The 22,217-nt window shown below is 61.7% G+C and carries 22 protein-coding genes; 12 read left to right on the top strand and 10 right to left on the bottom strand.

The window, feature by feature from the left end; all coding sequences use genetic code 11:
• Positions 1 to 26: 26 nt before the first annotated feature.
• A complete protein-coding gene (gene degP, locus EDY99_RS00530) occupies positions 27 to 1,469 on the bottom strand; it encodes a serine endoprotease DegP (RefSeq protein ID WP_033641869.1) in 1,443 nt (480 codons plus the stop codon).
• A gap of 181 nt (positions 1,470 to 1,650) precedes the next feature.
• Entirely contained in the window at positions 1,651 to 3,168 is a 1,518-nt protein-coding gene (gene dgt, locus EDY99_RS00525; RefSeq protein WP_099785551.1) for a dGTPase, read from the bottom strand.
• Positions 3,169 to 3,296: 128 nt separating this feature from the next.
• Here dgt and mtnN point away from each other — a divergent pair, with 128 nt between their 5' ends.
• The 3 genes from mtnN to EDY99_RS00510 are packed head-to-tail and all read left to right on the top strand — an operon-like array spanning position 3,297 to position 5,420.
• Positions 3,297 to 3,998, top strand: coding sequence for a 5'-methylthioadenosine/S-adenosylhomocysteine nucleosidase (mtnN, locus tag EDY99_RS00520; RefSeq protein WP_019455094.1), 702 nt, complete (start codon positions 3,297 to 3,299; stop codon positions 3,996 to 3,998).
• A gap of 1 nt (position 3,999) precedes the next feature.
• Positions 4,000 to 4,806: a vitamin B12 ABC transporter substrate-binding protein BtuF gene (gene btuF / locus EDY99_RS00515; RefSeq protein WP_123061387.1), complete on the top strand. Its 807-nt coding sequence runs from the start codon at positions 4,000 to 4,002 to the stop codon at positions 4,804 to 4,806.
• Positions 4,806 to 5,420, top strand: coding sequence for a TRIC cation channel family protein (locus EDY99_RS00510; protein WP_033641866.1), 615 nt, complete (start codon positions 4,806 to 4,808; stop codon positions 5,418 to 5,420). The genes btuF and EDY99_RS00510 overlap by 1 nt, the downstream gene beginning before the upstream one ends.
• 164 nt (positions 5,421 to 5,584) lie before the next feature.
• Here EDY99_RS00510 and erpA read toward each other — a convergent pair whose 3' ends face one another.
• Complete coding sequence (erpA, locus tag EDY99_RS00505) at positions 5,585 to 5,929, bottom strand: iron-sulfur cluster insertion protein ErpA (protein ID WP_033641865.1); 345 nt, start codon at positions 5,927 to 5,929, stop codon at positions 5,585 to 5,587.
• A gap of 89 nt (positions 5,930 to 6,018) precedes the next feature.
• The gene (gene clcA, locus EDY99_RS00500) at positions 6,019 to 7,458 is read right to left on the bottom strand and encodes a H(+)/Cl(-) exchange transporter ClcA (RefSeq protein WP_033641864.1); all 1,440 of its coding nucleotides are present in this window, start codon (positions 7,456 to 7,458) and stop codon (positions 6,019 to 6,021) included.
• 174 nt (positions 7,459 to 7,632) lie between these two features.
• On the opposite strand from clcA, the gene hemL reads away from it, so the two are divergent.
• Complete coding sequence (gene hemL / locus EDY99_RS00495) at positions 7,633 to 8,922, top strand: glutamate-1-semialdehyde 2,1-aminomutase (RefSeq protein ID WP_015376661.1); 1,290 nt, start codon at positions 7,633 to 7,635, stop codon at positions 8,920 to 8,922.
• A gap of 62 nt (positions 8,923 to 8,984) precedes the next feature.
• On the opposite strand, the gene ampE is transcribed toward hemL, so the two are convergent.
• Positions 8,985 to 9,839: a beta-lactamase regulator AmpE gene (gene ampE, locus EDY99_RS00490; protein WP_033631795.1), complete on the bottom strand. Its 855-nt coding sequence runs from the start codon at positions 9,837 to 9,839 to the stop codon at positions 8,985 to 8,987.
• A complete protein-coding gene (ampD, locus tag EDY99_RS00485; RefSeq protein ID WP_103101738.1) occupies positions 9,839 to 10,435 on the bottom strand; it encodes a 1,6-anhydro-N-acetylmuramyl-L-alanine amidase AmpD in 597 nt (198 codons plus the stop codon). Before ampD ends, ampE begins: the two co-directional genes overlap by 1 nt.
• 84 nt (positions 10,436 to 10,519) lie before the next feature.
• On the opposite strand from ampD, the gene nadC reads away from it, so the two are divergent.
• From nadC to hofC, 4 genes are all read left to right on the top strand, one after another.
• Positions 10,520 to 11,410, top strand: coding sequence for a carboxylating nicotinate-nucleotide diphosphorylase (gene nadC, locus EDY99_RS00480; protein ID WP_123061386.1), 891 nt, complete (start codon positions 10,520 to 10,522; stop codon positions 11,408 to 11,410).
• A 189-nt stretch (positions 11,411 to 11,599) separates the two neighbouring features.
• Entirely contained in the window at positions 11,600 to 12,037 is a 438-nt protein-coding gene (ppdD, locus tag EDY99_RS00475; RefSeq protein ID WP_033651664.1) for a prepilin peptidase-dependent pilin, read from the top strand.
• Positions 12,038 to 12,042: 5 nt separating this feature from the next.
• Entirely contained in the window at positions 12,043 to 13,485 is a 1,443-nt protein-coding gene (gspE, locus tag EDY99_RS00470; RefSeq protein ID WP_123061385.1) for a type II secretion system protein GspE, read from the top strand.
• Entirely contained in the window at positions 13,482 to 14,681 is a 1,200-nt protein-coding gene (gene hofC / locus EDY99_RS00465; protein ID WP_033641860.1) for a protein transport protein HofC, read from the top strand. Before gspE ends, hofC begins: the two co-directional genes overlap by 4 nt.
• Positions 14,682 to 14,735: 54 nt before the next feature.
• On the opposite strand, the gene EDY99_RS00460 is transcribed toward hofC, so the two are convergent.
• Entirely contained in the window at positions 14,736 to 15,779 is a 1,044-nt protein-coding gene (locus EDY99_RS00460) for a GMP reductase (protein WP_015376656.1), read from the bottom strand.
• Positions 15,780 to 16,141: 362 nt separating this feature from the next.
• Between EDY99_RS00460 and coaE the strand changes: the two genes are divergently transcribed.
• Genes coaE through yacG form a run of 3 tightly spaced genes read left to right on the top strand, consistent with a single transcriptional unit; the run spans position 16,142 to position 17,757 of the window.
• A complete protein-coding gene (gene coaE / locus EDY99_RS00455; protein ID WP_025301580.1) occupies positions 16,142 to 16,756 on the top strand; it encodes a dephospho-CoA kinase in 615 nt (204 codons plus the stop codon).
• Between the two features lie 5 nt (positions 16,757 to 16,761).
• On the top strand, positions 16,762 to 17,514 hold the full coding sequence (gene zapD, locus EDY99_RS00450; RefSeq protein ID WP_033641859.1) for a cell division protein ZapD: 753 nt from the start codon (positions 16,762 to 16,764) through the stop codon (positions 17,512 to 17,514).
• A 51-nt stretch (positions 17,515 to 17,565) separates the two neighbouring features.
• A complete protein-coding gene (gene yacG / locus EDY99_RS00445) occupies positions 17,566 to 17,757 on the top strand; it encodes a DNA gyrase inhibitor YacG (RefSeq protein ID WP_025301578.1) in 192 nt (63 codons plus the stop codon).
• 39 nt (positions 17,758 to 17,796) lie between these two features.
• On the opposite strand, the gene mutT is transcribed toward yacG, so the two are convergent.
• The 3 genes from mutT to secM form a co-directional block, all read right to left on the bottom strand.
• Entirely contained in the window at positions 17,797 to 18,201 is a 405-nt protein-coding gene (gene mutT, locus EDY99_RS00440; RefSeq protein ID WP_042783691.1) for an 8-oxo-dGTP diphosphatase MutT, read from the bottom strand.
• Positions 18,202 to 18,280: 79 nt separating this feature from the next.
• Positions 18,281 to 20,989, bottom strand: a complete 2,709-nt coding sequence (secA, locus tag EDY99_RS00435; RefSeq protein ID WP_042783690.1) for a preprotein translocase subunit SecA — start codon at positions 20,987 to 20,989, stop codon at positions 18,281 to 18,283.
• Positions 20,990 to 21,071: 82 nt separating this feature from the next.
• On the bottom strand, positions 21,072 to 21,602 hold the full coding sequence (gene secM / locus EDY99_RS00430; protein WP_033641856.1) for a secA translation cis-regulator SecM: 531 nt from the start codon (positions 21,600 to 21,602) through the stop codon (positions 21,072 to 21,074).
• A gap of 26 nt (positions 21,603 to 21,628) precedes the next feature.
• Here secM and EDY99_RS00425 point away from each other — a divergent pair, with 26 nt between their 5' ends.
• Positions 21,629 to 22,144 (top strand): DUF721 domain-containing protein, encoded by a 516-nt coding sequence (locus EDY99_RS00425; protein ID WP_004932751.1) that lies wholly within the window; start codon positions 21,629 to 21,631, stop codon positions 22,142 to 22,144.
• Positions 22,145 to 22,217 lie beyond the last annotated feature (73 nt).

Below are 22,217 nucleotides of genomic sequence, written 5' to 3'. Positions count from 1 at the left end.
TTGTTGCTTTTAGCGCCTGACGTTTATCACTGCGCCAGCAGGTACAGCTGGCTATCGCCGCGCTGAATATTCAACGCCAGCACCGACGGTTTGCTGTCGAGGATTTTACGCAGCTCGCCCAGGTTCTGGATCGGCTGTTGGTTCACGCCCAGGATCACGTCGCCCTTTTTCAGGCCGATGCGTGCGGCGGCGCTGCCGGCTTTCACGCTGTCGACCTTAACGCCTTTCACGTTGCCGACCTGGGTATTGCTCAGCTCGGCGCCTTCAATGCCGGTGTAGATATTGCCCGAGGCCACCTGGGTCTGCGCGCTTTGCTCCAGCGTGACGTCAATCGTTATCGGCTTGCCGTCGCGGATAATGCCCAGCGACATCTTGCTGCCGACCGGCAACGTGCCGATCTCTGCCCGGAACGAGGCGAAGCTGGAGATGGCCTTGCCGTTCATGGTGACGATCACGTCACCGGCCTTGATGCCCGCCTTCGCGGCGGAAGATTTCGGCATTACCTGGCTGACGAAGGCGCCGCGCTGCGCGTCGACCTTCATCGCCTTGGCCAGCTCCGAGTTCAGCTCGGTGCCCATGATGCCCAGCTCGCCGCGTTTCACCTGGCCATACTCGACCATTTGCGCCGTCAGGTTTTTCACCATATTGCTCGGAATGGCGAAGCCGATGCCGATGTTGCCGCCGTCCGGCGCCAGGATCGCGGTGTTGATGCCGATCAGCTCGCCGTTCAGGTTAACCAGCGCGCCGCCGGAGTTGCCGCGGTTGATTGCCGCATCGGTCTGGATAAAGTTTTCGTAGTTTTCGATGTTCAGGCCGCTGCGCCCCAGGGCGGACACGATGCCCGAGGTGGCGGTTTCACCCAGCCCGTACGGGTTGCCGATCGCCACGGTGTAATCGCCGACGCGCAGCTGATCGGAGTCCGCCATCTTGATCGCCGTCAGGTTCTTGAAATCTTTCAACTGGATCAGGGCGATGTCGGAACGCGGATCCTTGCCGATCACTTTGGCGTCGAAACGACGACCGTCGCTCAGCTGCACCTGGATCTTGTTGGCGTTGTCCACCACGTGATTGTTGGTCACCACATAGCCCTTGGCGGCATCGATAACCACCCCGGCGCCCAGCGCCTGGAATTTCTGCTGCGTGCCCTGCGGCTGCTGGCCATCCGGTCCGGGCTGTTCAGCGCCCTGACACATCGGCGAGCCCTGGAACGGTGAACCGTCCTGGCAGAACGGCGAATCTTCACCGAAGAACTGTTGGAACTGTTGCGGCATGCGCGGCGTATTGACCGTGGTGCTGCCCTCAACGTTAATGCTCACGACGGAAGGCATCACCTTCTCCAGCATCGGCGCCAGGCTCGGCAACTGCTGGGTGCTGGAAGACGCGGTTTCAGCGGCGCTGGCCGTAACCGGGCCCATCGCCATACCGATGCTGAATGCCAGTGCGCTCAGAACTAATGCGGTTTTTTTCATCTGTGTGTCTCTTATAAAGTCGTTCAAAAAAGAATGGCTGTCTTGCGTGCTTATTCAGAGTTAATTAATAGCCCGAAGTTCCGGCACAGATGATTGGCAATAGTAAACAAATATTGTTCGTCTTTACAAAACTCGAGACAGCCAACCGGTTGGAATTGCTGATAATTATTCCTCCGCTTAATTATTCCGCCGCCATTAATCGACGATATTCATCATAGGCATAAAGGTCGGTCATTCCGCTGATATAGTCCTGCAATAAACGCGCGCGGAAATAATATTCCCGAATGGTTTGCTGCTCCGGCGATAAATGCTGCAGCCCTTCTACCGCTTCCACATAAGCCAGCCGATGCTTGGTGGACAGCTTGTGGAACAGGCGCGTTTCGATCGGGTAAGCGCGATGGCTGTCCTCGCGCACCAACCGGCTGAAGTCCGCCAGCGACATCGCCAGCAGCGGGCTGTAAATGTCCAGCAGGCCGCTGATCACCCGGTAGCCTTGCAGCTCGAGCTGCTCGACCTCCGGGTGGTTGAACACGTGCTTGAACGCCACATTTTTAAATATTTTCAGCAGCTGATAGGCCGGGCTGGAATCTTCCAGCAGCGCCTGATTGAAACTGCCCTGATAAACCGCGTCAAGATTGTCGATAAATCGCTGCGCCGCGTGCGGCACCAGCCGCGCCACGGTAAACACCCGCAGATACATGAAGAACTGATCTTCCGCGCTGCGCCGCGCGCCGCCGCGGTCGATCTTGCGAAACGCGCTGGCGACGGTCTTGTCGAACAGATCGCCCGGCACCACCTCGCCCCACTCCTGAATCAGGTGCTGATACAGCTGCTCGACGGTGAAAATGCTCTTCTCCACCGCATCTTCCAGATCGGCCACGCAGTACGAGATATCGTCGGCGGCCTCCATGATGTAGGTCAGCGGAAAACGATCGAACTCGCCCATGTGCAGCTCGCGCCGCAACCTATCGACAAAGGCTTCTTCCGCCAGATAATAGCCGGGCTTTTTCATCAAATAGCTGTGGCTGGCGGGGATGTCGCCCGCCCAATAAGCCGGGCGGGTGTATTTCAAAATGCAGCCGACCTGCGCGTAGGTCAGATTGAGTTTCAGCAGGCTGTACACCATGCGGATCGCCTGGGCGTTGCCCTCGAAATGGCTGAGATCCTGACGGATCCGGCTGCGCAGCCGGTTCAGATCGCTCTCCCCTTCATGCAGCCGCAGCGACGCGACCTGGCAGCGATCGTGACTGCCCGGCTCGCTGCCGCAGCTGGCAGGATCGAGCCGCTGGGCGAACCAGTCGTTGATCGCCGACTCGCCGAAGTGACCGAACGGCGGATTGCCGATATCGTGCATCAGACAGGCCATTTCCACGATGCTCTCAAACGGATCGAGTAGCCGGGTCAGGCCGAATTCATCGATCTTACCCGCCTGTTTGAAGCGGTTGAGGATCTCTTTGGCGATATGGCGCCCGACCTGCTGCACCTCCATCGAGTGCGTCAGGCGGCTGCGCACCGCCGCGTTGCGCTCCAGCGGAAACACCTGGGTTTTTTGCTGCAGACGGCGAATGGCGGCCGAGTTGACGATGCGCCCGCGATCGCTCTCGAACTGCCGCACGATGTCGTACTCTTCCTCGGCCTCGATCGGTTTGCTGAAAGGCCGTTGGAAGCTGATTTTTTGCTTGAAGTCGATCCCGGACATCTGTTTCTCCGCCGTTGCGCCCTGCCCCCGTGATAACAATTCCCGGCGGCGGATGCAACGCATTATCTCTGATACACAGCCATGATAGACTATGCCGCAATTCTCACGGCCAATCAGCGAGTGTTATTATGAAAGTAGGCATCATCGGCGCAATGGAGCAGGAAGTCACCCTGCTGCGCGATCAAATCGAAAACCGTCAAACCATCCAGCGCGCGGGCTGCGAAATCTACACCGGCCAGATCGGCGGCGTTGAAGTGGCCCTGCTGAAATCCGGCATCGGCAAAGTCTCCGCAGCCATGGGCACCACCCTGCTGCTGGAGCACTGCAGCCCGGACGTGGTGATCAATACCGGCTCCGCCGGCGGCCTGGCCAGCACGCTGCGCGTGGGCGACATCGTGGTGTCGGAAGAAGTGCGCTACCACGACGCCGACGTCACCGCCTTCGGCTACGAGCCGGGCCAGATGGCCGGCTGCCCGGCGGCGTTCGTCGCCGACGACGCACTGATCGCGCTGGCGGAAAGCTGCATCAAACAGCTGGATCTGCACGCGGTGCGCGGCCTGATCTGCAGCGGTGACGCCTTCATCAACGGCGCCGAGCCGCTGGCGCGCATCCGCGCCACCTTCCCGCGCGTCGCCGCCGTGGAAATGGAAGCCGCGGCGATCGCCCACGTCTGCCATCTGTTCGGCACGCCGTTCGTGGTGGTGCGCGCCATTTCCGACGTCGCCGACAGCGAGTCGCACATGAGCTTTGACGAGTTCCTGGTGGTAGCGGCCAAGCAGTCTACGCTGATGGTCAACGCCATGCTGCAAACCCTGGCCAAGCGCGGTTGATGTGAGGCTGCGCTTCACCTCGGCGCTCTGGCTGCTGGCGTTCTGGCTAGCCCTGCCGGCCGGGGCCGCCCAGCGAGTGATCAGCCTGGCGCCCAATGCGACCGAACTCGCCTATGCCGCCGGCATGGGCGAGGTGCTGGTGGCGGCGAGCGCCTATTCCGATTATCCGCCGCAGGCCGCCAGGCTGGAGCAGGTGGCCTCCTGGCAGGGCATCAACCTGGAGCGGGTGCTGGCGCTCAAGCCGGATCTGATCCTCGCCTGGCGCGGCGGCAATCCGCAGCGCGTGCTGGATCAGCTCGCCGCATTCGGCATCCCGATCTTCTATGCGGACGCCGATAATCTCGAAGGGATCGCCGGCTTGCTGGATAAGCTGGCGCAATACAGCCCGCACCCGGACCAGGCGCATCAGGCCGCCGCCGGCCTTCGCCGCCAGTTCGCCGATCTCAGGCAACAGTACGCCGATAACCCTCCGCGACGCGTGTTGCTGCAGTTCGGCACCCAGCCGCTGTTCACCAGCTCCGGCGCCACGCTGCAGAGCCAGGTGTTGACGCTGTGCGGCGCGCAGAACGTCTTCGCCGACAGCCGCACGCCTTGGCCGCAGATCAGCCGCGAGCAGGTGCTGGCGCGCCAACCCCAGGCCATCGTCATCACCGGCGGCGCGAAAGAGGCCGCCAATGTGAAAGCCTTCTGGGCGCCGCAGCTGCAGGTGCCGGTGATCGCGCTGAATGAAGACTGGTTCAATCGCGGCGGGCCGCGGCTGCTGTTGGCGGCGCAGCAACTGTGCCGCCAGCTGGCGGAGATCCGCTGATGCTGGTGTTCTGGTTGGATATTCTCGGTACGGCGGTGTTCGCCGTCTCCGGCGTACTGCTGGCCGGCAAACTGCGCATGGATCCGTTCGGCGTGTTGGTGTTGGGCGTGGTTACCGCGGTCGGCGGCGGCACCATCCGCGATATGGCGCTGGCCAACGGCCCGGTGTTCTGGGTCAAGGATCCCACCGATCTGGTGGTGGCGATGATCACCTGCGTCTTGACGCTGTTGCTGGTGCGCCAGCCGCGCCGCCTGCCGAAATGGGTGCTGCCGGTGCTCGATGCCGTCGGGCTGGCGGTGTTCGTCGGCATCGGCGTCAACAAGGCTTTCGCGGCCGGTACCGGCCCGCTGGTGGCGATCTGCATGGGGGTGATCACCGGCGTCGGCGGCGGCATTATCCGCGACGTGCTGGCGCGCGAGATCCCGATGATCCTGCGCACCGAAATTTACGCCACTGCCTGCATCATCGGTGGCATCGCGCACGCCACGGCGTTTTACACCTTCAACATGCCGCTGCAACAAGCCATGATGCTGGGCATGGTCATCACGCTGGCCATTCGGCTGGCGGCCATCCGCTGGCACCTCAAGCTGCCCGCCTTTATTCTCGAACGCTGAGCCGCCGCCCTGCGGGACGAATGCAGCCACGCGACGGCACAGCCGAATATCATCCACAACCCACCGGCCCAGGAGAACGGCGTGGCAGTGATCCTCGTGGAGTGGTAGGCATAAAAAAACCCGCCGGCTGGAAAGCAAGCGGGTTGATATTCTGACAGGCAAACTCAGATGCTGAACGACGAACCGCAACCGCAGGTGGTTTTGGCATTAGGGTTGGTCACCACGAAGCGCGATCCTTCCAGCCCTTCGGTGTAGTCCACCGAACCGCCAACCAGATACTGCAGGCTCATCGGATCGACCACCAGCGCCACGCCCTGCTTCTCGATGGTCATGTCGCCATCGTTGACCTTGTCGTCAAAAGTGAAACCGTACTGGAATCCGCTGCAGCCGCCGCCGGTAATGTAAACCCGCAACTTCAGGTTCGGATTTTCTTCGTCAGCAATCAGGTACTTGACCTTGTTTGCTGCTGCCTCGGTAAATTGCAGGGGCAGTGCCGTTTCATCACTCATACTCTTTACTCCCAACATTGTTCAGCATCAGATCGCGACCAGGGCTGCCTGATTAATATTAACGATTATCCGATACCTGAGTGTTGCGTTCAAGTATTCACCGCATTTGTTGTATTTTCTTTACTTGTTTTCTCCGCCGCTTCCCGCGCCAACTGCGCCTCCTGCCGTTGCAGGGTGCGCGCCAGGATCGACGAATACAGCGGCTTGCCGCCGAGCAGTTGCGCCACCACCGTAGCACCGAGGCAGGTGATGATCATCGGTAAAATCAGCTGGTAGTTGTCGGTCATTTCCAGCACCAGCACGATGCCGGTCAGCGGGGCGCGCACGGTGGCGGCGAACAGCGCCCCCATACCGGCGATGGCGAAAGTGCCCGCCTCGATGCCGTATTGCGGGAAAAGATGCGCCCCCGCCAGCCCGAAGGCGGTGCCGAACAGCGTGCCCAGCGCCAGCATCGGCGCAAAGATGCCGCCCGGCGCGCCGGAACCGAAGCACAGCAGCGTGGTGAAGATGCGGGTAATGAAGATAAACATCAACATGCCGACGCTGTAATTGCCCGCCGCGGCGATCGGGATCAGCCCAAAGCCGCCGCCCGCCGCCTCTGGCTGAATCAGCCCCAGAATGCCGCACACGCCGCCGAGCAGCCCGCCCATCAGCAGGACATTGCGCATTCGGCCGCCGTGCAGGCGCGCGAACATGTCCTGGGTGCGGAAGATAAGCGCGTTGAATCCCACGCCCACCGCGCCGAATATCGCCCCCAGCACCAGATAGAGCCACAAGGTGTTGATGGGCGCCGAGGCGAGTTTGCCGACCGCGATCACCGAGCCTTGGCCGTTGAACAGCTGGAACACCACGCTCGACATGATAACGCCGATAAACACCGCTTTAATCGAGATCAGGTTGTAGCGAAACTGCGGCCGCATCTCTTCGATGATAAACAGAATGCCGGCCAGCGGCGCGTTGAACGCGGCGGACAGCCCGGCGGCGGCCCCGGTCGCCAGCAGCGAATGGCGCGCCTCGGCGCCGCGAATGCGCAGCACGTCCAATACCATGCGCCCGACGTTGCCGCCCATCTGTACCGTAGGCCCTTCGCGCCCCAGCACCATGCCCGCCCCCAGCGTTCCCATGCCGCCGATGAATTTCACCGGTATCACGCGCCACCAGCGCACCGGCCGCAGCTCCTCCAGCGCGCCTTCGATCTCCGGAATGCCCGAACCGCCAGCCTCAGGCGCAAAGCGCCGCACCAGGTAATAACCCAGCGCCGCCAGCGCGGCGGACAAGATAAACGCCAGCGGCCACACCAGGATCCAGAAGTCGGCGACCTGCGCCAGCGAAGCCAGCCGCTGCTGCTGCACCCACTCCACCGCTTTATCGAAGGCCACGCCGAGCAAACCGGCCAGCGTCCCCACCAGCGCGGCCATCAACAGGATCGCCACCGGCGTTTTATCGCGGCGGATAAACTGGCGCACCGCATCGCTGCGGCTAAGACGCGGGCTCAACGTCCCGACTGGCTGTGATTGTGATTCTGTCATCGCGAGTGATTCGTCAGGTAATTTGTAATACAAATAGGCAGGGCGATAATTCTACCCCAACCCGGCGGCGGGCGCTGCCGTTAATGGTATCTGACTGTGATCGTTTCATAACGCGGCGCTCTCCTCTAGAATAGCGCGGTCAAATCATTCAAAAGAGAATCCAGGAGCCGATTTATGAGCCTACACAGCAAGTCCGAAAGTCTGTACGCCCAGGCGCAACAGTTGATCCCCGGCGGGGTAAACTCTCCGGTGCGTGCATTCACCGGCGTGGGCGGTGTGCCGCTGTTTATCGAGCGCGCAGACGGGGCTTACCTGTTCGATGCCGACGGCAAGGCCTATATCGACTATGTCGGTTCCTGGGGGCCGATGGTGCTGGGGCATAACCACCCGGCGATCCGCGACGCGGTGATTGAAGCGGCGCAGCGCGGCCTGAGCTTCGGCGCGCCGACCGAGATGGAAGTCAAAATGGCGCAGCTGGTCACCGAACTGGTGCCGACGATGGATATGGTGCGCATGGTGAACTCGGGCACCGAAGCCACCATGAGCGCTATCCGCCTGGCGCGCGGCTACACCAACCGCGATAAAATCATCAAGTTCGAAGGCTGCTACCACGGCCACGCCGACTGCCTGCTGGTGAAAGCCGGCTCCGGCGCGCTGACCCTCGGCCAGCCGAACTCACCGGGCGTGCCGGCCGACTTCGCCAAACACACCCTGACCTGCACCTATAACGATCTGGATTCGGTGCGCGCCGCCTTCGAACAGTACCCGTCCGAGATCGCCTGTATCATCGTCGAGCCGGTCGCCGGCAACATGAACTGCGTGCCGCCGCTGCCGGAATTCCTGCCGGGCCTGCGCGCCCTGTGCGACAAGTACGGCGCGCTCTTGATCATCGACGAAGTGATGACCGGCTTCCGCGTCGCGCTGGCCGGCGCACAATCCTATTACGGCGTCGAGCCGGATCTGACCTGCCTCGGAAAAATCATCGGCGGCGGCATGCCGGTGGGCGCCTTCGGCGGCCGTCGCGAGGTGATGGACGCGCTGGCACCGACCGGCCCGGTCTACCAGGCGGGCACCCTGTCCGGCAACCCGATCGCCATGGCGGCGGGCTACGCTTGCCTGACCGAAGTGTCGCAGGTTGGCGTGCACCAGACGCTGACCGAACTGACCGAGATGCTGGCCGCTGGCCTGCTGCACGCGGCGCAGGAAGAGAATATTCCATTGGTGGTCAACAACGTCGGCGGCATGTTCGGCCTGTTCTTCACCGACGCGCCGGCGGTCACCTGCTACCAGGACGTGATGCAGTGCGACGTGGAACGCTTCAAGCGCTTCTTCCACCTGATGCTGGAAGAGGGGGTGTATCTCGCGCCGTCCGCCTTCGAAGCGGGTTTCATGTCCGTGGCGCACAGCAAGGAAGACATCCAGCGCACCATCGACGCCGCGCGTCGCTGCTTCGCCAAGCTGTAATCCCGGCCGGATGGCCAAAAAGAAACGGGCGCCGAGGCGCCCGTTTTGTTTTTCACGGCGGTTTACAGCAGCGTGCCGTAAATGGTCAACAGCGCCACCACCACCACGATGATCATCGTCACCTTGCGCGCCAGCGTCACCGCCGCCCGCGGCGTTTGCACCGGGTCCATATGCGGATCGCGCGCCAGCGAGAACTGCGCCAGCCGCGTCAACACCTGATACGACGACGAATGCCGATCGCCGAGTGAGGCGAACCAGGCCGGCAACGCGCGCTCGCCGTGGCCGAACAACGCATAGGCCACCCCGGCCAAACGCACCGGGATCCAGTCCAGCCAGTTCAGCAGATGATCAATGCCCGACTGCGAACGCTCCAGCGGCGTATTGTGGCGCGCCAGCCAGGTTTGATAGGCGCGCAGGAAGGCATATCCCGCCAGCGCGATCGGCCCGTACGGCCCAAAGACCACGAACCAGAACAGCGGCGCCAGGTAATAACGGAAGTTGATCCACAGCAGCGCGTTTTGCAGCTCGCGCAGACGCAGCTCTTCACTGCAGTCCACCGGCAAACCGTGGATCAACGCCAGCTCTTCCGCCATCTGATCGCTGGCATGGGTATCCCCCTGCCGCGCCGCTTTCAGGTAGGCGCGATAGTGTTTGCGCTTGATGCCGGCGCCGACGCACAGCAGATCGATGACGATCCACAGCAGCAGCGTCACCACGCCGAAGAATAACCCGTGCGACAACCACAGAACGCCCCAGACGATCACCATCCAGGCGGCGGTCATCGCCAGCGTCTGCGCCAGCGAAACCCGATGCAGCCGCTGAAATACCACTTCGAGGCGATGATCCAGCTGCCAGTGTTCCCCCAGCTTGAACAGGCGCTCCCAGGCCAAAACCAGCAACAGCGTAAACAGCGTCATTAGCGATTCCTCTCCCTTTTTCTTGTCTCAAGCATAGCGTCGGCGGGCGCGCCGCGTTGTTCCAGAGATGCCAGATAGCGATCCCAATCGAACGCCGGCCCGGGATCGGTTTTGCGGCCGGGGGCGATATCGCAATGCCCGGCGATATGCGCCGCCAACGGCGGATAATGTTCGGCCAGCAGCGCGGTGACCGCCTGCAGCGTGCGATATTGCGCCTCGGTGTAGGCTAACTGGTCGGTGCCTTCCAGCTCGATGCCGATGGAGAAATCGTTGCACCGTTCGCGCCCCTGATACACAGAAACGCCCGCGTGCCACGCGCGCTGGTCGAAGGGCACATACTGCACGATCTCCCCATCGCGGCGGATCAGGCAGTGCGCAGACACTCGCAGCTGATGGATCTCGGCGAAATAAGGGTGCTGCGCGGGATCGAGCGTGCCGGTGAACAGCTGGTCGATATAGGGGCCACCGAATTCGCCGGGCGGCAGGCTGATGTTATGGATGACCAGCAGCGAGGGCGGCTCGTCATCCGGGCGCCGATCGCAGTGCGGCGAAACCACTCGCGTCACCCCGACAATCCAGCCATTTTCCAACTGCATCAGACACCTCTCTGCGGTGGTACTTATTCCTGCAACAGAGTAGCATGTTCCCCTACGAACTAACCGTCCATTTCGGAGTTTTCCATGCCGACACGCCGCTACAGTGCCGACCGTCGCCGCACCGAGCTTCTTGAACGTATTGAAAGTGATATTCCCTATTCCGTCGCCCAGGCGCTGCGCGAAGACCTGGGAGGTGAAGTTGACGCCGGGCGCGATATTACCGCGCAATTGTTACCGGCGGACAAGCAGGCCGAAGCCACCGTCATTACCCGCGAAGCCGGCGTGTTCTGCGGCCGCCGCTGGCTGAACGAAGTCTTTATTCAGTTGGGCAACCAGGTGCATGTGGAGTGGCTGGTGGCAGACGGCGACCGTCTGATACCGAACCAACCGCTTTGCCGGCTGCGCGGCCCTGCGCGGGTGCTGTTGACCGGCGAGCGCACCGCGCTGAACTTCGTGCAGATGCTCTCCGGCGTGGCGACCGAGGTCAGCCGCTACGTGGCTCTGCTGGAAGGCACCCAGACTCGCCTGCTCGATACCCGCAAGACCTTGCCCGGCCTGCGCACCGCGCTGAAATACGCCGTGCTGTGCGGGGGCGGCAGCAACCACCGGCTGGGGCTGTCCGATGCCTTCCTGATCAAGGAAAACCACATCATCGCCTCCGGCTCGATCAAAAACGCGGTGGAAAAAGCCTTCTGGCTGCACGCCGACGTGCCGGTGGAAGTGGAAGTCGAATCGCTCGATGAGCTGCAGCAGGCGCTGGACGCCGGCGCCGACATCATCATGCTGGACAACTTCAGCGTCGAGATGATGCGTCAGGCGGTCGCCCAAACCCAGGGCCGCGCCCAGCTGGAGGTGTCCGGCAACGTCACCAGCGAGACGCTGCGCACCTTCGCCGAGACCGGCGTGGATTACATTTCGGTCGGCGCGCTGACCAAACATGTGACCGCGCTCGATCTGTCGATGCGCTTCAAATGATCCCCTCGCCCCCGGCCGCCGCCGGGGGCGTTAACGCAGATTTGCGAAGCCCCTCGCACCGTTTTTCCCTCCGCTGCAAACGACATCAATACTGATGGAAGCACGCCGAGAAACGCGTAAAACCCGCTCGCCGTTCCCCCGCGCAAACCGCTACCGTTGTTTTCCACACCCTTATGGAGGAAACAACGCATGGAAACGCAACGCGGCTTTAGCCTGATCGAACTGATGGTGGTGATCGCCATCATCGCCATCCTCAGCGCCATCGGCATTCCCGCCTACCAGCGCTACATCCAGAAAGCGGCGATGACCGACATGCTGCAAACCATGGCGCCATATAAGCTGGCGGTCGAGCTGTGCGTACTGGATGAAGGCGCGCCCGCCGGCTGTGAAGCCGGCAGCAAAGGCATTCCCAGCGGCGGCGCGTCGCGTTACGTCAGCGGGGTGAAAGTCGTTAAAGGCGTAATCACGCTGACCGGCACCCAAACGCTGCAGGGGCTGGCGGTGGCGTTAACCCCCAAGTCGAACGCCGATGGGCTGACCCGCTGGACCCGGCTGTGCAGCAGCGAAAACGCGACGCTGGTTGAGGTGTGCCGGGAAGTCTTCCGCTTCGACGACGCGGCGGAGTAACGGCGATGAACGCGCAAATCAGCGAAGAGGTTCACACCCTGTGTCGGCGCTATCAGGCGCTGGCGCTGAGCGAAGACCCGACCACACTGACGGTCGCGCTCAGCGAAGAAGCGCCGCAGGGGCTGCTGGCGGCGCTGCGTTTCGCCACCGGCAAACGCATCCATCTGGAACAATGGCCGGCGGCCAGGTTGGAGCTGGCGCTTAACCAGCGCCACGAACCGCTCTCGGCGCCGCTGGCGGCCGAAGAGGACACAACCGACATCGCCTACCCCGACGACGGCGATGCGCCGGTGGTGCAATTCATCAACCAGACGCTACGCCTGGCCATCCAGCGCCGCGCCTCTGACATCCACTTCGAGCCTTTTCGGCAGCATTTTCGCATTCGTCTGCGCATCGACGGCGTGCTGCAAACCCTCACCTCACCGCCGCCGCAGCTGGCTGCGCGCCTCATCGCCCGGCTGAAGATCCTCGGCCAGTTGGATATCGCCGAGCGCCGTCAGCCTCAGGACGGGCAGCTCAGCCTGACGCTGGACTGCGCGCGCTATGCCATGCGTATCGCCACTCTGCCGACGCTGCACGGCGAAAAGGTGGTGCTGCGCGTTCAGCAGGGCGAGCAACAAGAACTGCCGCTGGATCAGTTAGGCATGAGCCGGGCGGATCTGGCGCGCTACGCGACGGCGCTGGCCTGCCCGCAAGGGTTGATCCTGGTGACCGGCCCGACCGGCAGCGGCAAAACGGTGACGCTGTACAGCGGTCTGCGCCAGTTGAACGATGCGCAGAGCAACCTGTGCAGCGTCGAGGATCCGGTCGAGATCCCGCTGTTCGGCGTTAATCAGACCCAGATCAACGCCAAAACCGAGCTGAGCTTCGCCCGGGTGCTGCGCGCCCTGCTGCGCCAGGATCCAGACGTCATCATGATCGGCGAGATCCGCGATGCGGAAACCGCCGAGATCGCGGTCAAGGCCGCGCAAACCGGCCACCTGGTGCTGTCGACGCTGCATACCAACTCTACCGGCGAAACCCTGACGCGGCTGATGCACATGGGGATCCCCGGCTACCTGCTCGCCGGCTGTCTGAAGCTGATCGTCGCGCAGCGGTTGGTGCGCAGACTGTGCCGCCACTGCCGCTATCCGCACAGCCAGCCGACGCATTTTCCCAGCGCGATCTGGCCGGAACCGCTCACTGTCTGGCGCGCCGATGGCTGCGAGCATTGCTTCGGCGGTTACTATGGGCGCATCGGCGTGTATGAACTGTTGGCCATTACGCCGGAAATACAGGCGGCATTGCTGGCGAACGCCGCTCCCAGTCTGCTGGCGGATATCGCCCGCGAACAGGGGCAGCTTTCGCTGCTGCACGCGGGCCTGGCGCTGGCCGCCGAAGGCACGACCTCGCTGGAAGAACTGTACCGCGTGATCGACGTCGTCCAGCCTGGCATAGCCGCGCCATGAAAGCGCGCCGGCTGTTTCTTTGGCAGGCTTTCGACGCACAGGGCGCCTTACGCCGCGGCGAACTGATGAGCGAGGAAAAACGGCAGGTGAGCCGGTTGCTGATCGAACAAGGCCTGCAACCGTACCGAATCGGGCACGGCAAACGCGTTACGCCCGGCCAATGGCGTGGAGAACCGTTAATCCACTTCACCCGCCAGCTCGCCACTCTGCTGCAGGCGGGGTTGCCGCTGGTCAATGCGCTGCAGTTGCTGGCAGCAGAGCATCCTTCGGCAGCCTGGCGCTGCCTGTTGCGCCAGCTGGCCGACCAGGTGCGCGAAGGGCAACCGCTTTCCGAAACCCTCGCCGAACAACCGGGGATTTTTCCCCTGATCTATCGCCAGCTGATCGCCATCGGTGAACTGACCGGCAACCTCGATCGCTGCTGCCTGCAGCTGGCGCAACAACAGGAGGCCCAGTTGCTGCTGCGCCGCAAGGTGACCAAAGCGCTGCGTTATCCCCTCTTCATCTGCGCGGTGGCGCTGATGGTCAGCGTGTTGATGCTGGTGATGGTGCTGCCGGAATTCGCCAAGGTTTATCAATCGTTCGATGCGCCGCTGCCCTGGTTTACCCAAGGGTTGCTGGCATTGTCTGCGCAGTTGATCGCCACCGGCCCCTATCTGGCGCTGCTGCTGGGCGCGTCGCTGTTCGGCTATGGCCGCTGGCTGCACCCGCGCCCGCCGTGGCGCAGACGTGAACAGGCTCTCTTGCTGCGCCTGCCGCTGATCGCCCGGCTGGTGAGCGGCGGCGCGCTGAGCCAAACATTTCGCATCCTGACCATGACCCAACGCGCCGGGCTGACGCTGGTGGAAGGGTTGAACGCGGCGGCGTTGGCGGCTGACCATCTGCTGTACAAACAGGCGCTGGAGCAGGTGCAACGGCAGATCGCCGAAGGCGAAGCCTTTCATCATGCCCTGGGCCTGCAACCGCTGTTTCCGCCGCTGTGCCGGCAGCTGGTGCGGGTGGGCGAAGAGTCCGGTTCACTGGACGCCTTGCTGGATAAATTGGCGCAGTGGTATGAACGGCAGACGCACGAGCTGGCCGATACGCTGGCGCAAACGCTGGAGCCGCTGCTGATGCTGGTGGTAGGTGGGATTGTCGGCGCTTTGGTGATCGCCATGTATCTGCCTATCTTTCAACTGGGCAGCGTGTTGGGATAAGGGTAAAAGGATAGCGGGCGCCGCGGTGCGCTGCGCCCGAATGCAAGGTGCGGCTTATTTGCTGCCGAAGACGCGGTTTTCCTGCTCCGCCACGCGGATAAAGGTGGTGCGCTTGGTCAGCTCTTTCAAACGCTCGGCGCCGACGTAGGTGCAGGCGGAACGCAGGCCGCCGAGGATATCACGCACGGTGAACTCCACCTCGCCTCGCAGCGGCAGCTTGACGGTTTTGCCTTCGGCCGCGCGATACTCCGCCACGCCGCCGACGTGGCGCTTCATCGCTGACTCGGAGCTCATGCCGTAGAACAGCATGAATTTCTCGCCGTTCTCTTCCACCACGGTGCCTTCGCACTCGTCGTGGCCGGCCAGCATACCGCCCAGCATCACGAAGTCCGCGCCGCCGCCGAAGGCTTTGGCGACATCGCCCGGCACCGAGCAGCCGCCGTCGCTGACGATTTGGCCGCCCAGCCCGTGGGCCGCATCGGCGCATTCGATCACTGCCGACAGCTGCGGATAGCCCACGCCGGTCTTCACGCGGGTGGTGCATACCGATCCCGGCCCGATGCCGACTTTAACAATGTCGGCGCCGGAGAGGATCAACTCTTCCACCATCTCGCCGGTCACGACGTTGCCGGCGCAGATGACGTGATTCGGGCAGGCTTCGCGCGCTTTCTGCAGGAAGGCGACGAAGTGTTCAGAGTAGCCGTTGGCCACGTCGATACAGATGAATTTCAGCGCCGGAGACAGGGCCAGGATCTGCTGCATTTTGGCGAAGTCGGCTTCTGAGGTGCCGGTGGACACCATCACGTGGCGCAGCACCGATTCCGGCATGCGCTGCACGAAGTCAGCCCATTGCTCGACGCTGTAATGTTTGTGTACGGCGGTGAGAACGTCGAAAGAAGCCAGGGCCTCGGCCATGCGGAAGGTGCCCACCGTGTCCATGTTGGCGGCGATAATCGGCACGCCGGACCAGCTGCAACCTGAATGCTTGAAGGTAAACTGACGTTCCAGTTCAACCTCGGAACGGCTTTTCAACGTGGAACGCTTAGGGCGGATCAACACGTCTTTAAAGCCTAACTTCAAATCTTCTTCAATACGCATGACTTATGATTTCCTGGTTAATGGCGACGGATCGCAAGGAGGATATTCGAACCTCTGCCCGACCGCTTTCCCGTGGCGCGGAAAGATGACGGCGAGATTAATGCCAGTTCCAGTGACGTTATAATACGCGCTAATAATCGCCGAACAAGACTGCGAATTCGCCTTTATTTACGCTACAATCCGACAAATTTACCTGCATAATCGCAGTGTGATTGCCCGCTCATTTCTGCCGTGCCGCTGCGCTTTTTCTCGCCGTCCAAACGGGGCCGAGGCGCAAGCGCCGCCTGCCGACTTGCACTTCTGCGCGATCGCTTTATGATTCGTCTATTATTTTTTTATGAACATCGGATGCACCTAACACCATGGCCTACATTGTTGCGTTGACCGGGGGCATAGGCAGCGGCAAAACGACCGTTGCGAACGCCTTTGCGCGCCACGGCGCAGCCATTGTCGATGCCGACGTGATCGCCCGTCAGGTCGTTGAGCCGGGCACCCCTGCTCTGGCCGCGATCGCCGAGCGATTTGGTAATGAAATGTTGCTGCCGGACGGCGCGCTCAACCGCGCTGCTCTGCGTCAGCGCATCTTCAGCCACCCCGATGATAAAACCTGGCTGAACCAACTGCTGCATCCGCTGATACACCGCGAGACCCAACGCCAACTGGCGCAGGCAGCCAGCCCGTACGCGCTGTGGGTCGTGCCGCTGCTGGTGGAAAACGGCCTGCAGGATCGCGCCGATCGGGTGCTGGTGATCGACGTCGACACCGAAACCCAGTTGGCTCGCACCATCGCGCGCGACGGCATCAGCCGCGAGCAAGCGCAGAGCATTCTCGCCGCCCAGGCCACGCGCCAGCAGCGCCTCGCCGTGGCGGATGACATTATTGACAACAGCGGCGCCGCTCAGGGGATAGAGCCACGGGTCGCCGCACTGCATCGTCGCTACCTTGAACTGGCGGCAACAGCGCCCCAACAGGATTAAACTGCATGAGTGATGTTTCCCCAACCGTTCTCTTTGAACACCCGCTGAACGAAAAAATGCGTACCTGGCTGCGCATCGAGTTTTTACTGCAACAGCTGCACGGCCAGCGCGCCCTGAGCGAAACCGCCATCGCCCTTACCTTTTTCCGCACCGTCTCCGATTTGCTGGACGTACTGGAGCGCGGCGAGGTACGCACCGAACTGCTCAAAGAGCTGGAGCGTCAGCAGCAAAAACTGTTGGCCTGGGCCGATGTGCCGGGCGTGGATATGGCGCTGATCGAGCAGTTGCGCGGCCAGTTGAAGTCGCGTTCATCGGCGCTGATGGCGGCACCGCGCCTCGGTCAGGCACTGCGTGAAGACCGGCTGATCGGCCTGGTGCGCCAGCGTCTGAACATTCCCGGCGGCTGCTGCAGCTTCGATTTGCCGACCCTGCACATGTGGATGCATGCGCCGCAGCAGGATCGCGATGCCGACGTCGCCGCCTGGCTGCAGTCGCTGGATCCGCTGAACCAGGCGCTGATCATGGTGCTGGATCTGATCCGTCAGTCGGGGCCGTTCCGCAATCAAATCAGTCTGAACGGCTTTTTCCAGGACAACGCCGAAGGGGCGGACCTGCTGCGCCTGCGCCTTCATCTGGCGCCGCAGCTTTATCCGCAAATTTCCGGCCACAAGACGCGTTATGCCATTCGTTTCCTGCCTTTGGACAGCGAACATGGCATGGTGCCTGAACGCCTGACGTTCGAACTGGCCTGTTGTTGAACTCATGAAAGCAAGCCTTCTCAGCACCGCCAGAAGGCGTAAGGAACCGTTATGACGACCGTAGTGAAATGCCCAACCTGTGGCACCGGCGTGGTTTGGGGCGAAGTCAGCCCGTTCCGGCCGTTTTGCAGCAAGCGCTGCCAACTGATCGATCTTGGCGAGTGGGCCGATGAAGAGAAGCGCATTCCGAGCAACAGCGATCTGTCGGAAAGTGAGGACTGGAGCGAACTCGACGACCGCTAGTCGCCGTATGCAGGCCTGGTGCGCGCCAGGCCGATAGTGTTATTGCGCGGCGCCAGCCTGCGCCACCAGCAGTTGGATAATGCCGGCGTTGGCTTCCGGGAACTCGTCTTCACGCAGCTCCGCCTGTTTTACCCAGCGCATCGGCTGCCCCTCACGGCCAAACGGCTCGCCCGCCCAATGCTCCACCAGATAAAAATTCAGCGTCACGATGCGATCGCTGAAGCGATGTTCCACCACCTCCAGCAGTTCGGCCCGCTCGGCTTCGATACCGGTCTCTTCACGCAGCTCGCGGCTCAGCGCCTGTTCCGGCGTCTCACCCGGTTCGATCTTGCCGCCGGGAAACTCCCAAAATCCGGCCATGTGCGCGTCAGCGGCGCGGCGCGTAATAAAGATCTCCCGTTGAGCATTGCGGATGATGCCCACGGCGATATTCAGATGTTTCATCTCACCTCCTGATGGGTGCCAAAAAACAGGGGCTCAGCAAGCTGAACCCCCGGGTATTATCGGTCAACCGCGGCCGGCATTACTGCAGGCGGCCGTGGCACTGCTTGTATTTCTTGCCGGAACCGCATGGGCAAGGATCGTTGCGGCCCACTTTGCGCTCGGCGGTCGCCGGCGCGTTCGGATCTTCGGTCACCAGCGCGTTCTCGTCGTGGTGGCTCAGCTGTTGCTGCTGCGCCAGGCGCTCGGCCTCTTCACGGCGCTGCTGTTCCAGTGCTTCCACCTCTTCCGGCATCCGCACCTGCACCTTGCTCAGCACACTGATCACTTCATATTTCAGCGATTCCAGCATGGTGGCGAACATGTTGAAGGATTCGCGCTTGTACTCCTGCTTCGGATCCTTCTGCGCATAGCCGCGCAGGTGGATGCCCTGACGCAGGTAGTCCATCGCCGCCAGGTGCTCTTTCCACAGGGAATCCAGCGTCTGCAGCATCACGCCCTTCTCGAAGTTGCGCATCATTTCGCTGCCGACCACTTCTTCCTTACGCAGGTACTGCTCTTTGGCGTTCTCCAGAATGCGTTCGCGCAGCGTCTCTTCGTGCAGCTCCGGCTCTTTGTCCAGCCACTGGGCAATCGGCATCTCCAGATCGAAGTCGTTCTTCAGACGCTCTTCCAGCCCCTGAATATCCCACTCTTCTTCCAGCGACTGCGGCGTGATGTAGTTGTCGATGGTGCTCTTGAACACGTCCTCGCGGATGCTGGCGATGGTTTCGCTCACGTCGGACACGTCCAGCAATTCGTTACGCTGGCTGTAGATGGCGCGGCGCTGATCGTTGGCGACGTCGTCGTATTCCAGCAGTTGCTTACGGATATCGAAGTTGCGGCTTTCCACTTTGCGCTGCGCGTTGGCGATCGCCTTGGTCACCCACGGGTGCTCAATCGCTTCGCCTTCTTTCATGCCCAGTTTACGCATCATGCCGGACACGCGATCCGAGGCGAAGATACGCATCAGGGCATCTTCCATCGACAGGTAGAAGCGGGATGAACCGGCGTCGCCCTGACGACCGGAACGGCCGCGCAGCTGGTTATCGATACGGCGCGATTCATGGCGCTCGGTGCCGATGATATGCAGGCCGCCCGCCGCCAGCACCGCGTCGTGGCGCTCTTTCCAGGCGGCTTTGATGGCTTCGATCTGCTCTTCGGTCGGTTCTTCCAGCAGCGCCACTTCGGCCTGCCAGCTGCCGCCCAGCACGATATCGGTACCACGGCCCGCCATGTTGGTGGCGATGGTCACCGCACCGCTCTGGCCGGCCTGGGCGACGATGTCCGCTTCCATGGCGTGGAATTTGGCGTTCAACACTTTGTGGTCGATGCCCGCTTTGGTCAGCTCTCGGGACACCACTTCGGATTTCTCGATCGAGATGGTCCCCACCAGCACCGGCTGGCCTTTGGCGGTACGTTCGCGGATGTCTTCAATGATGGCGCCGATCTTCTCTTTCTCGGTCATGTACACCAGATCCGGCATATCCTTACGGATCATCGGACGGTTGGTTGGCACCACGATCGTGTCCAGCTTGTAGATCGAGCTGAATTCGAAGGCTTCGGTATCGGCGGTACCGGTCATCCCGGCCAGCTTCTCGTACAGACGGAAGTAGTTCTGGAAGGTGATCGAAGCCAGCGTCTGGTTCTCGTTCTGGATCTCCACGCCTTCTTTGGCTTCCACCGCCTGGTGCAGACCGTCGGACCAGCGGCGGCCCTGCATGGTACGGCCGGTGTGCTCATCGACGATGATCACCTCGCCGTCTTTCACGATGTAGTCCACGTCGCGGGTGAACAGCACGTGAGCGCGCAGCGCGGCGGTAACGTGGTGCATCAGCATGATGTTGGTCGGCGAGTATAGCGATTCGCCTTCATCCATGATGCCGGCTTCCACCAGCATCTCTTCAATCAGGATCAGGCCGCGTTCGGTCAGGTGTACCTGACGCGCCTTCTCGTCCACCGAGAAGTGCCCTTCACCTTTGAAGGTGTCGGAGTCTTCTTTTTCCTGGCGGATCAGTTTAGGGATCAGCTTGTTGACCTTGATGTACATCTCGGAGCTGTCTTCTGCCGGGCCGGAGATGATCAGCGGCGTACGCGCTTCATCGATCAGGATGGAGTCCACCTCATCCACCAGCGCATAGTGCAGTTTGCGCTGCACGCGCTCTTCCGGGCTGAACGCCATGTTGTCGCGCAGGTAGTCGAAGCCGTACTCGTTGTTGGTGCCGTAGGTGATGTCGGCAGCGTAAGCTTCGCGCTTGGCCGGCGCCGGCATGCCCGGCAGGTTGATGCCGATGCTCAGACCGAGGAACTCGAACAGCGGACGGTTGTTTTCGGCGTCGCGCTGCGCCAGATAGTCGTTGACGGTCACGACGTGCACGCCGCGGCCGCTCAGGGCGTTCAGATAAGCCGGCAGCGTCGCGGTCAGGGTTTTACCTTCACCGGTGCGCATCTCGGCGATGCAGCGGTCGTTCAGTACCATGCCGCCCAGCAGCTGCACGTCGAAGTGACGCATGCCGAACACGCGCTTGCTCGCCTCACGCACCACGGCGAAGGCTTCCGGGATCAGGCTTTCCAGCGATTCGCCTTTCTCCAGGCGCGCGCGGAATTCGTTGGTTTTCGCTTTCAACTCGTCATCGGACAGCTTTTCCATGTCCGGTTCCATGCGGTTGATCTGCTCAACCACTTTGCGCATGCGGCGCAGGGTACGATCGTTACGGCTGCCAAAAACTTTGGTTAATAATTTCACTAACATGATGTTTGATATCTCTGTCATGACCGCCGAGCGCGGCAGTCAACTTGCTATTATTTATGGTTTTTGTGCCCAAAGGGCGAGATCAGACGAGGGCGACGGGCCCGGCGCGAATGCCCTGCACCTGCGCCACCCACAGGCCGGTCTGGTGCCGCGCCAGCGTTGGCAGCACCTCAAGGTGGGTGTGGCGAATGATGGTCGGCGGCTTCGGCTCGTGCGTCAGCAGCGCGTTGAGAGTAGAAAGCAGCGCCAGTTGCGCTACCTGCAAAGGGGGTTCCGCTTCGGCTTCGCTCTCCTGCACACGCGCATAAACCGCCTGCGGCGCCAGCGCGAAAGAGAGGTGACGAATGACGGTGCGCAGCGCATGTTGCTGCCAATAATCTACGCTGAAGGTAGGACGGCGATGCGCGTCCTGCAGCAGGGCCAGGCTGTTGAAGGTGCCGTTGGCCGAATTTTGCCGGTTAAGGCTGGACGATGTGCTCGGCAATGCGGCCTGATCGGGTGCGCCGGACAAATTGGAAGGCGCGCCAAGCGTGGCCGCAACCATCCCTAACAGGAGATGGGGCCAGAAATAACGTCTGCCAAATTGTCGCCAACGATTTAGAATACCGATCACGAGTTTATAATCCGCCGGAGCCCATTATGCGCGATAGCCGTCCACAATTATTAGATGTCCTGTTCGACGACGCGTCTGCCGGCAGCAAAGGGCCGCTGCATAACGTCCAGCAACGCGCGGTGGCGCTGCTCAAGCTTAACCGTGCAGTGAAGGGCCTGTTGCCCGCTCCCCTGCATCCCTGGTGCCGCGTCGCGAATTTCCGACAGGGTATTTTAGTGCTCGAAACGGCAAATGCCAGTTGGATGATGCGCTTGCGCTACGAACAACCCGCTTTGCTGTCTGCACTACGAGCGCAAATTCTACCATCATTGTCGTCGATCGACATCAGGATTAATCCGGCCTTGATGGCGAAAGGCAGCAACCAGGTGCAAAACGCCGAAAAAGCGCCGGAAAAACCCGTGCCGATGCGGCATTTGAGTCTGGAGAGTGCGGAAGAGCTGAGGGGATTAGCGAGCCGTAGCCCAGAGAAACTGCGCAAGATATTGGAACGGCTGGCTGCATTGGCCGGAGAGGGTACCAACACAACCAGTCGTGATAAGTAATCAGCGACACGGACTGCAAAATACCGGACAGCCGACACCACACCATCGTGAGCCTGAATTCTCAGGCTCTCAG

Origin of the sequence: Serratia sp. LS-1 (genome assembly GCF_003719595.1) — a bacterium.
Classification (GTDB): domain Bacteria; phylum Pseudomonadota; class Gammaproteobacteria; order Enterobacterales; family Enterobacteriaceae; genus Serratia; species Serratia ureilytica.
The sequence above is the reverse complement of the archived record's forward strand: the minus strand, read 5'-3'. Positions and strand labels throughout refer to the sequence as shown.

Excerpts from the sequence above, each read along its gene's own strand:
- degP (WP_033641869.1), bottom strand. The coding sequence starts at position 1,469 with ATGAAAAAAACCGCATTAGTTCTGAGCGCACTGGCATTCAGCATCGGT.
- dgt (WP_099785551.1), bottom strand. The coding sequence starts at position 3,168 with ATGTCCGGGATCGACTTCAAGCAAAAAATCAGCTTCCAACGGCCTTTC.
- mtnN (WP_019455094.1), top strand. The coding sequence starts at position 3,297 with ATGAAAGTAGGCATCATCGGCGCAATGGAGCAGGAAGTCACCCTGCTG.
- EDY99_RS00510 (WP_033641866.1), top strand. The coding sequence starts at position 4,806 with ATGCTGGTGTTCTGGTTGGATATTCTCGGTACGGCGGTGTTCGCCGTC.
- erpA (WP_033641865.1), bottom strand. The coding sequence starts at position 5,929 with ATGAGTGATGAAACGGCACTGCCCCTGCAATTTACCGAGGCAGCAGCA.
- clcA (WP_033641864.1), bottom strand. The coding sequence starts at position 7,458 with ATGACAGAATCACAATCACAGCCAGTCGGGACGTTGAGCCCGCGTCTT.
- hemL (WP_015376661.1), top strand. The coding sequence starts at position 7,633 with ATGAGCCTACACAGCAAGTCCGAAAGTCTGTACGCCCAGGCGCAACAG.
- ampE (WP_033631795.1), bottom strand. The coding sequence starts at position 9,839 with ATGACGCTGTTTACGCTGTTGCTGGTTTTGGCCTGGGAGCGCCTGTTC.
- ampD (WP_103101738.1), bottom strand. The coding sequence starts at position 10,435 with ATGCAGTTGGAAAATGGCTGGATTGTCGGGGTGACGCGAGTGGTTTCG.
- nadC (WP_123061386.1), top strand. The coding sequence starts at position 10,520 with ATGCCGACACGCCGCTACAGTGCCGACCGTCGCCGCACCGAGCTTCTT.
- ppdD (WP_033651664.1), top strand. The coding sequence starts at position 11,600 with ATGGAAACGCAACGCGGCTTTAGCCTGATCGAACTGATGGTGGTGATC.
- gspE (WP_123061385.1), top strand. The coding sequence starts at position 12,043 with ATGAACGCGCAAATCAGCGAAGAGGTTCACACCCTGTGTCGGCGCTAT.
- hofC (WP_033641860.1), top strand. The coding sequence starts at position 13,482 with ATGAAAGCGCGCCGGCTGTTTCTTTGGCAGGCTTTCGACGCACAGGGC.
- EDY99_RS00460 (WP_015376656.1), bottom strand. The coding sequence starts at position 15,779 with ATGCGTATTGAAGAAGATTTGAAGTTAGGCTTTAAAGACGTGTTGATC.
- coaE (WP_025301580.1), top strand. The coding sequence starts at position 16,142 with ATGGCCTACATTGTTGCGTTGACCGGGGGCATAGGCAGCGGCAAAACG.
- zapD (WP_033641859.1), top strand. The coding sequence starts at position 16,762 with ATGAGTGATGTTTCCCCAACCGTTCTCTTTGAACACCCGCTGAACGAA.
- yacG (WP_025301578.1), top strand. The coding sequence starts at position 17,566 with ATGACGACCGTAGTGAAATGCCCAACCTGTGGCACCGGCGTGGTTTGG.
- mutT (WP_042783691.1), bottom strand. The coding sequence starts at position 18,201 with ATGAAACATCTGAATATCGCCGTGGGCATCATCCGCAATGCTCAACGG.
- secA (WP_042783690.1), bottom strand. The coding sequence starts at position 20,989 with ATGTTAGTGAAATTATTAACCAAAGTTTTTGGCAGCCGTAACGATCGT.
- EDY99_RS00425 (WP_004932751.1), top strand. The coding sequence starts at position 21,629 with ATGCGCGATAGCCGTCCACAATTATTAGATGTCCTGTTCGACGACGCG.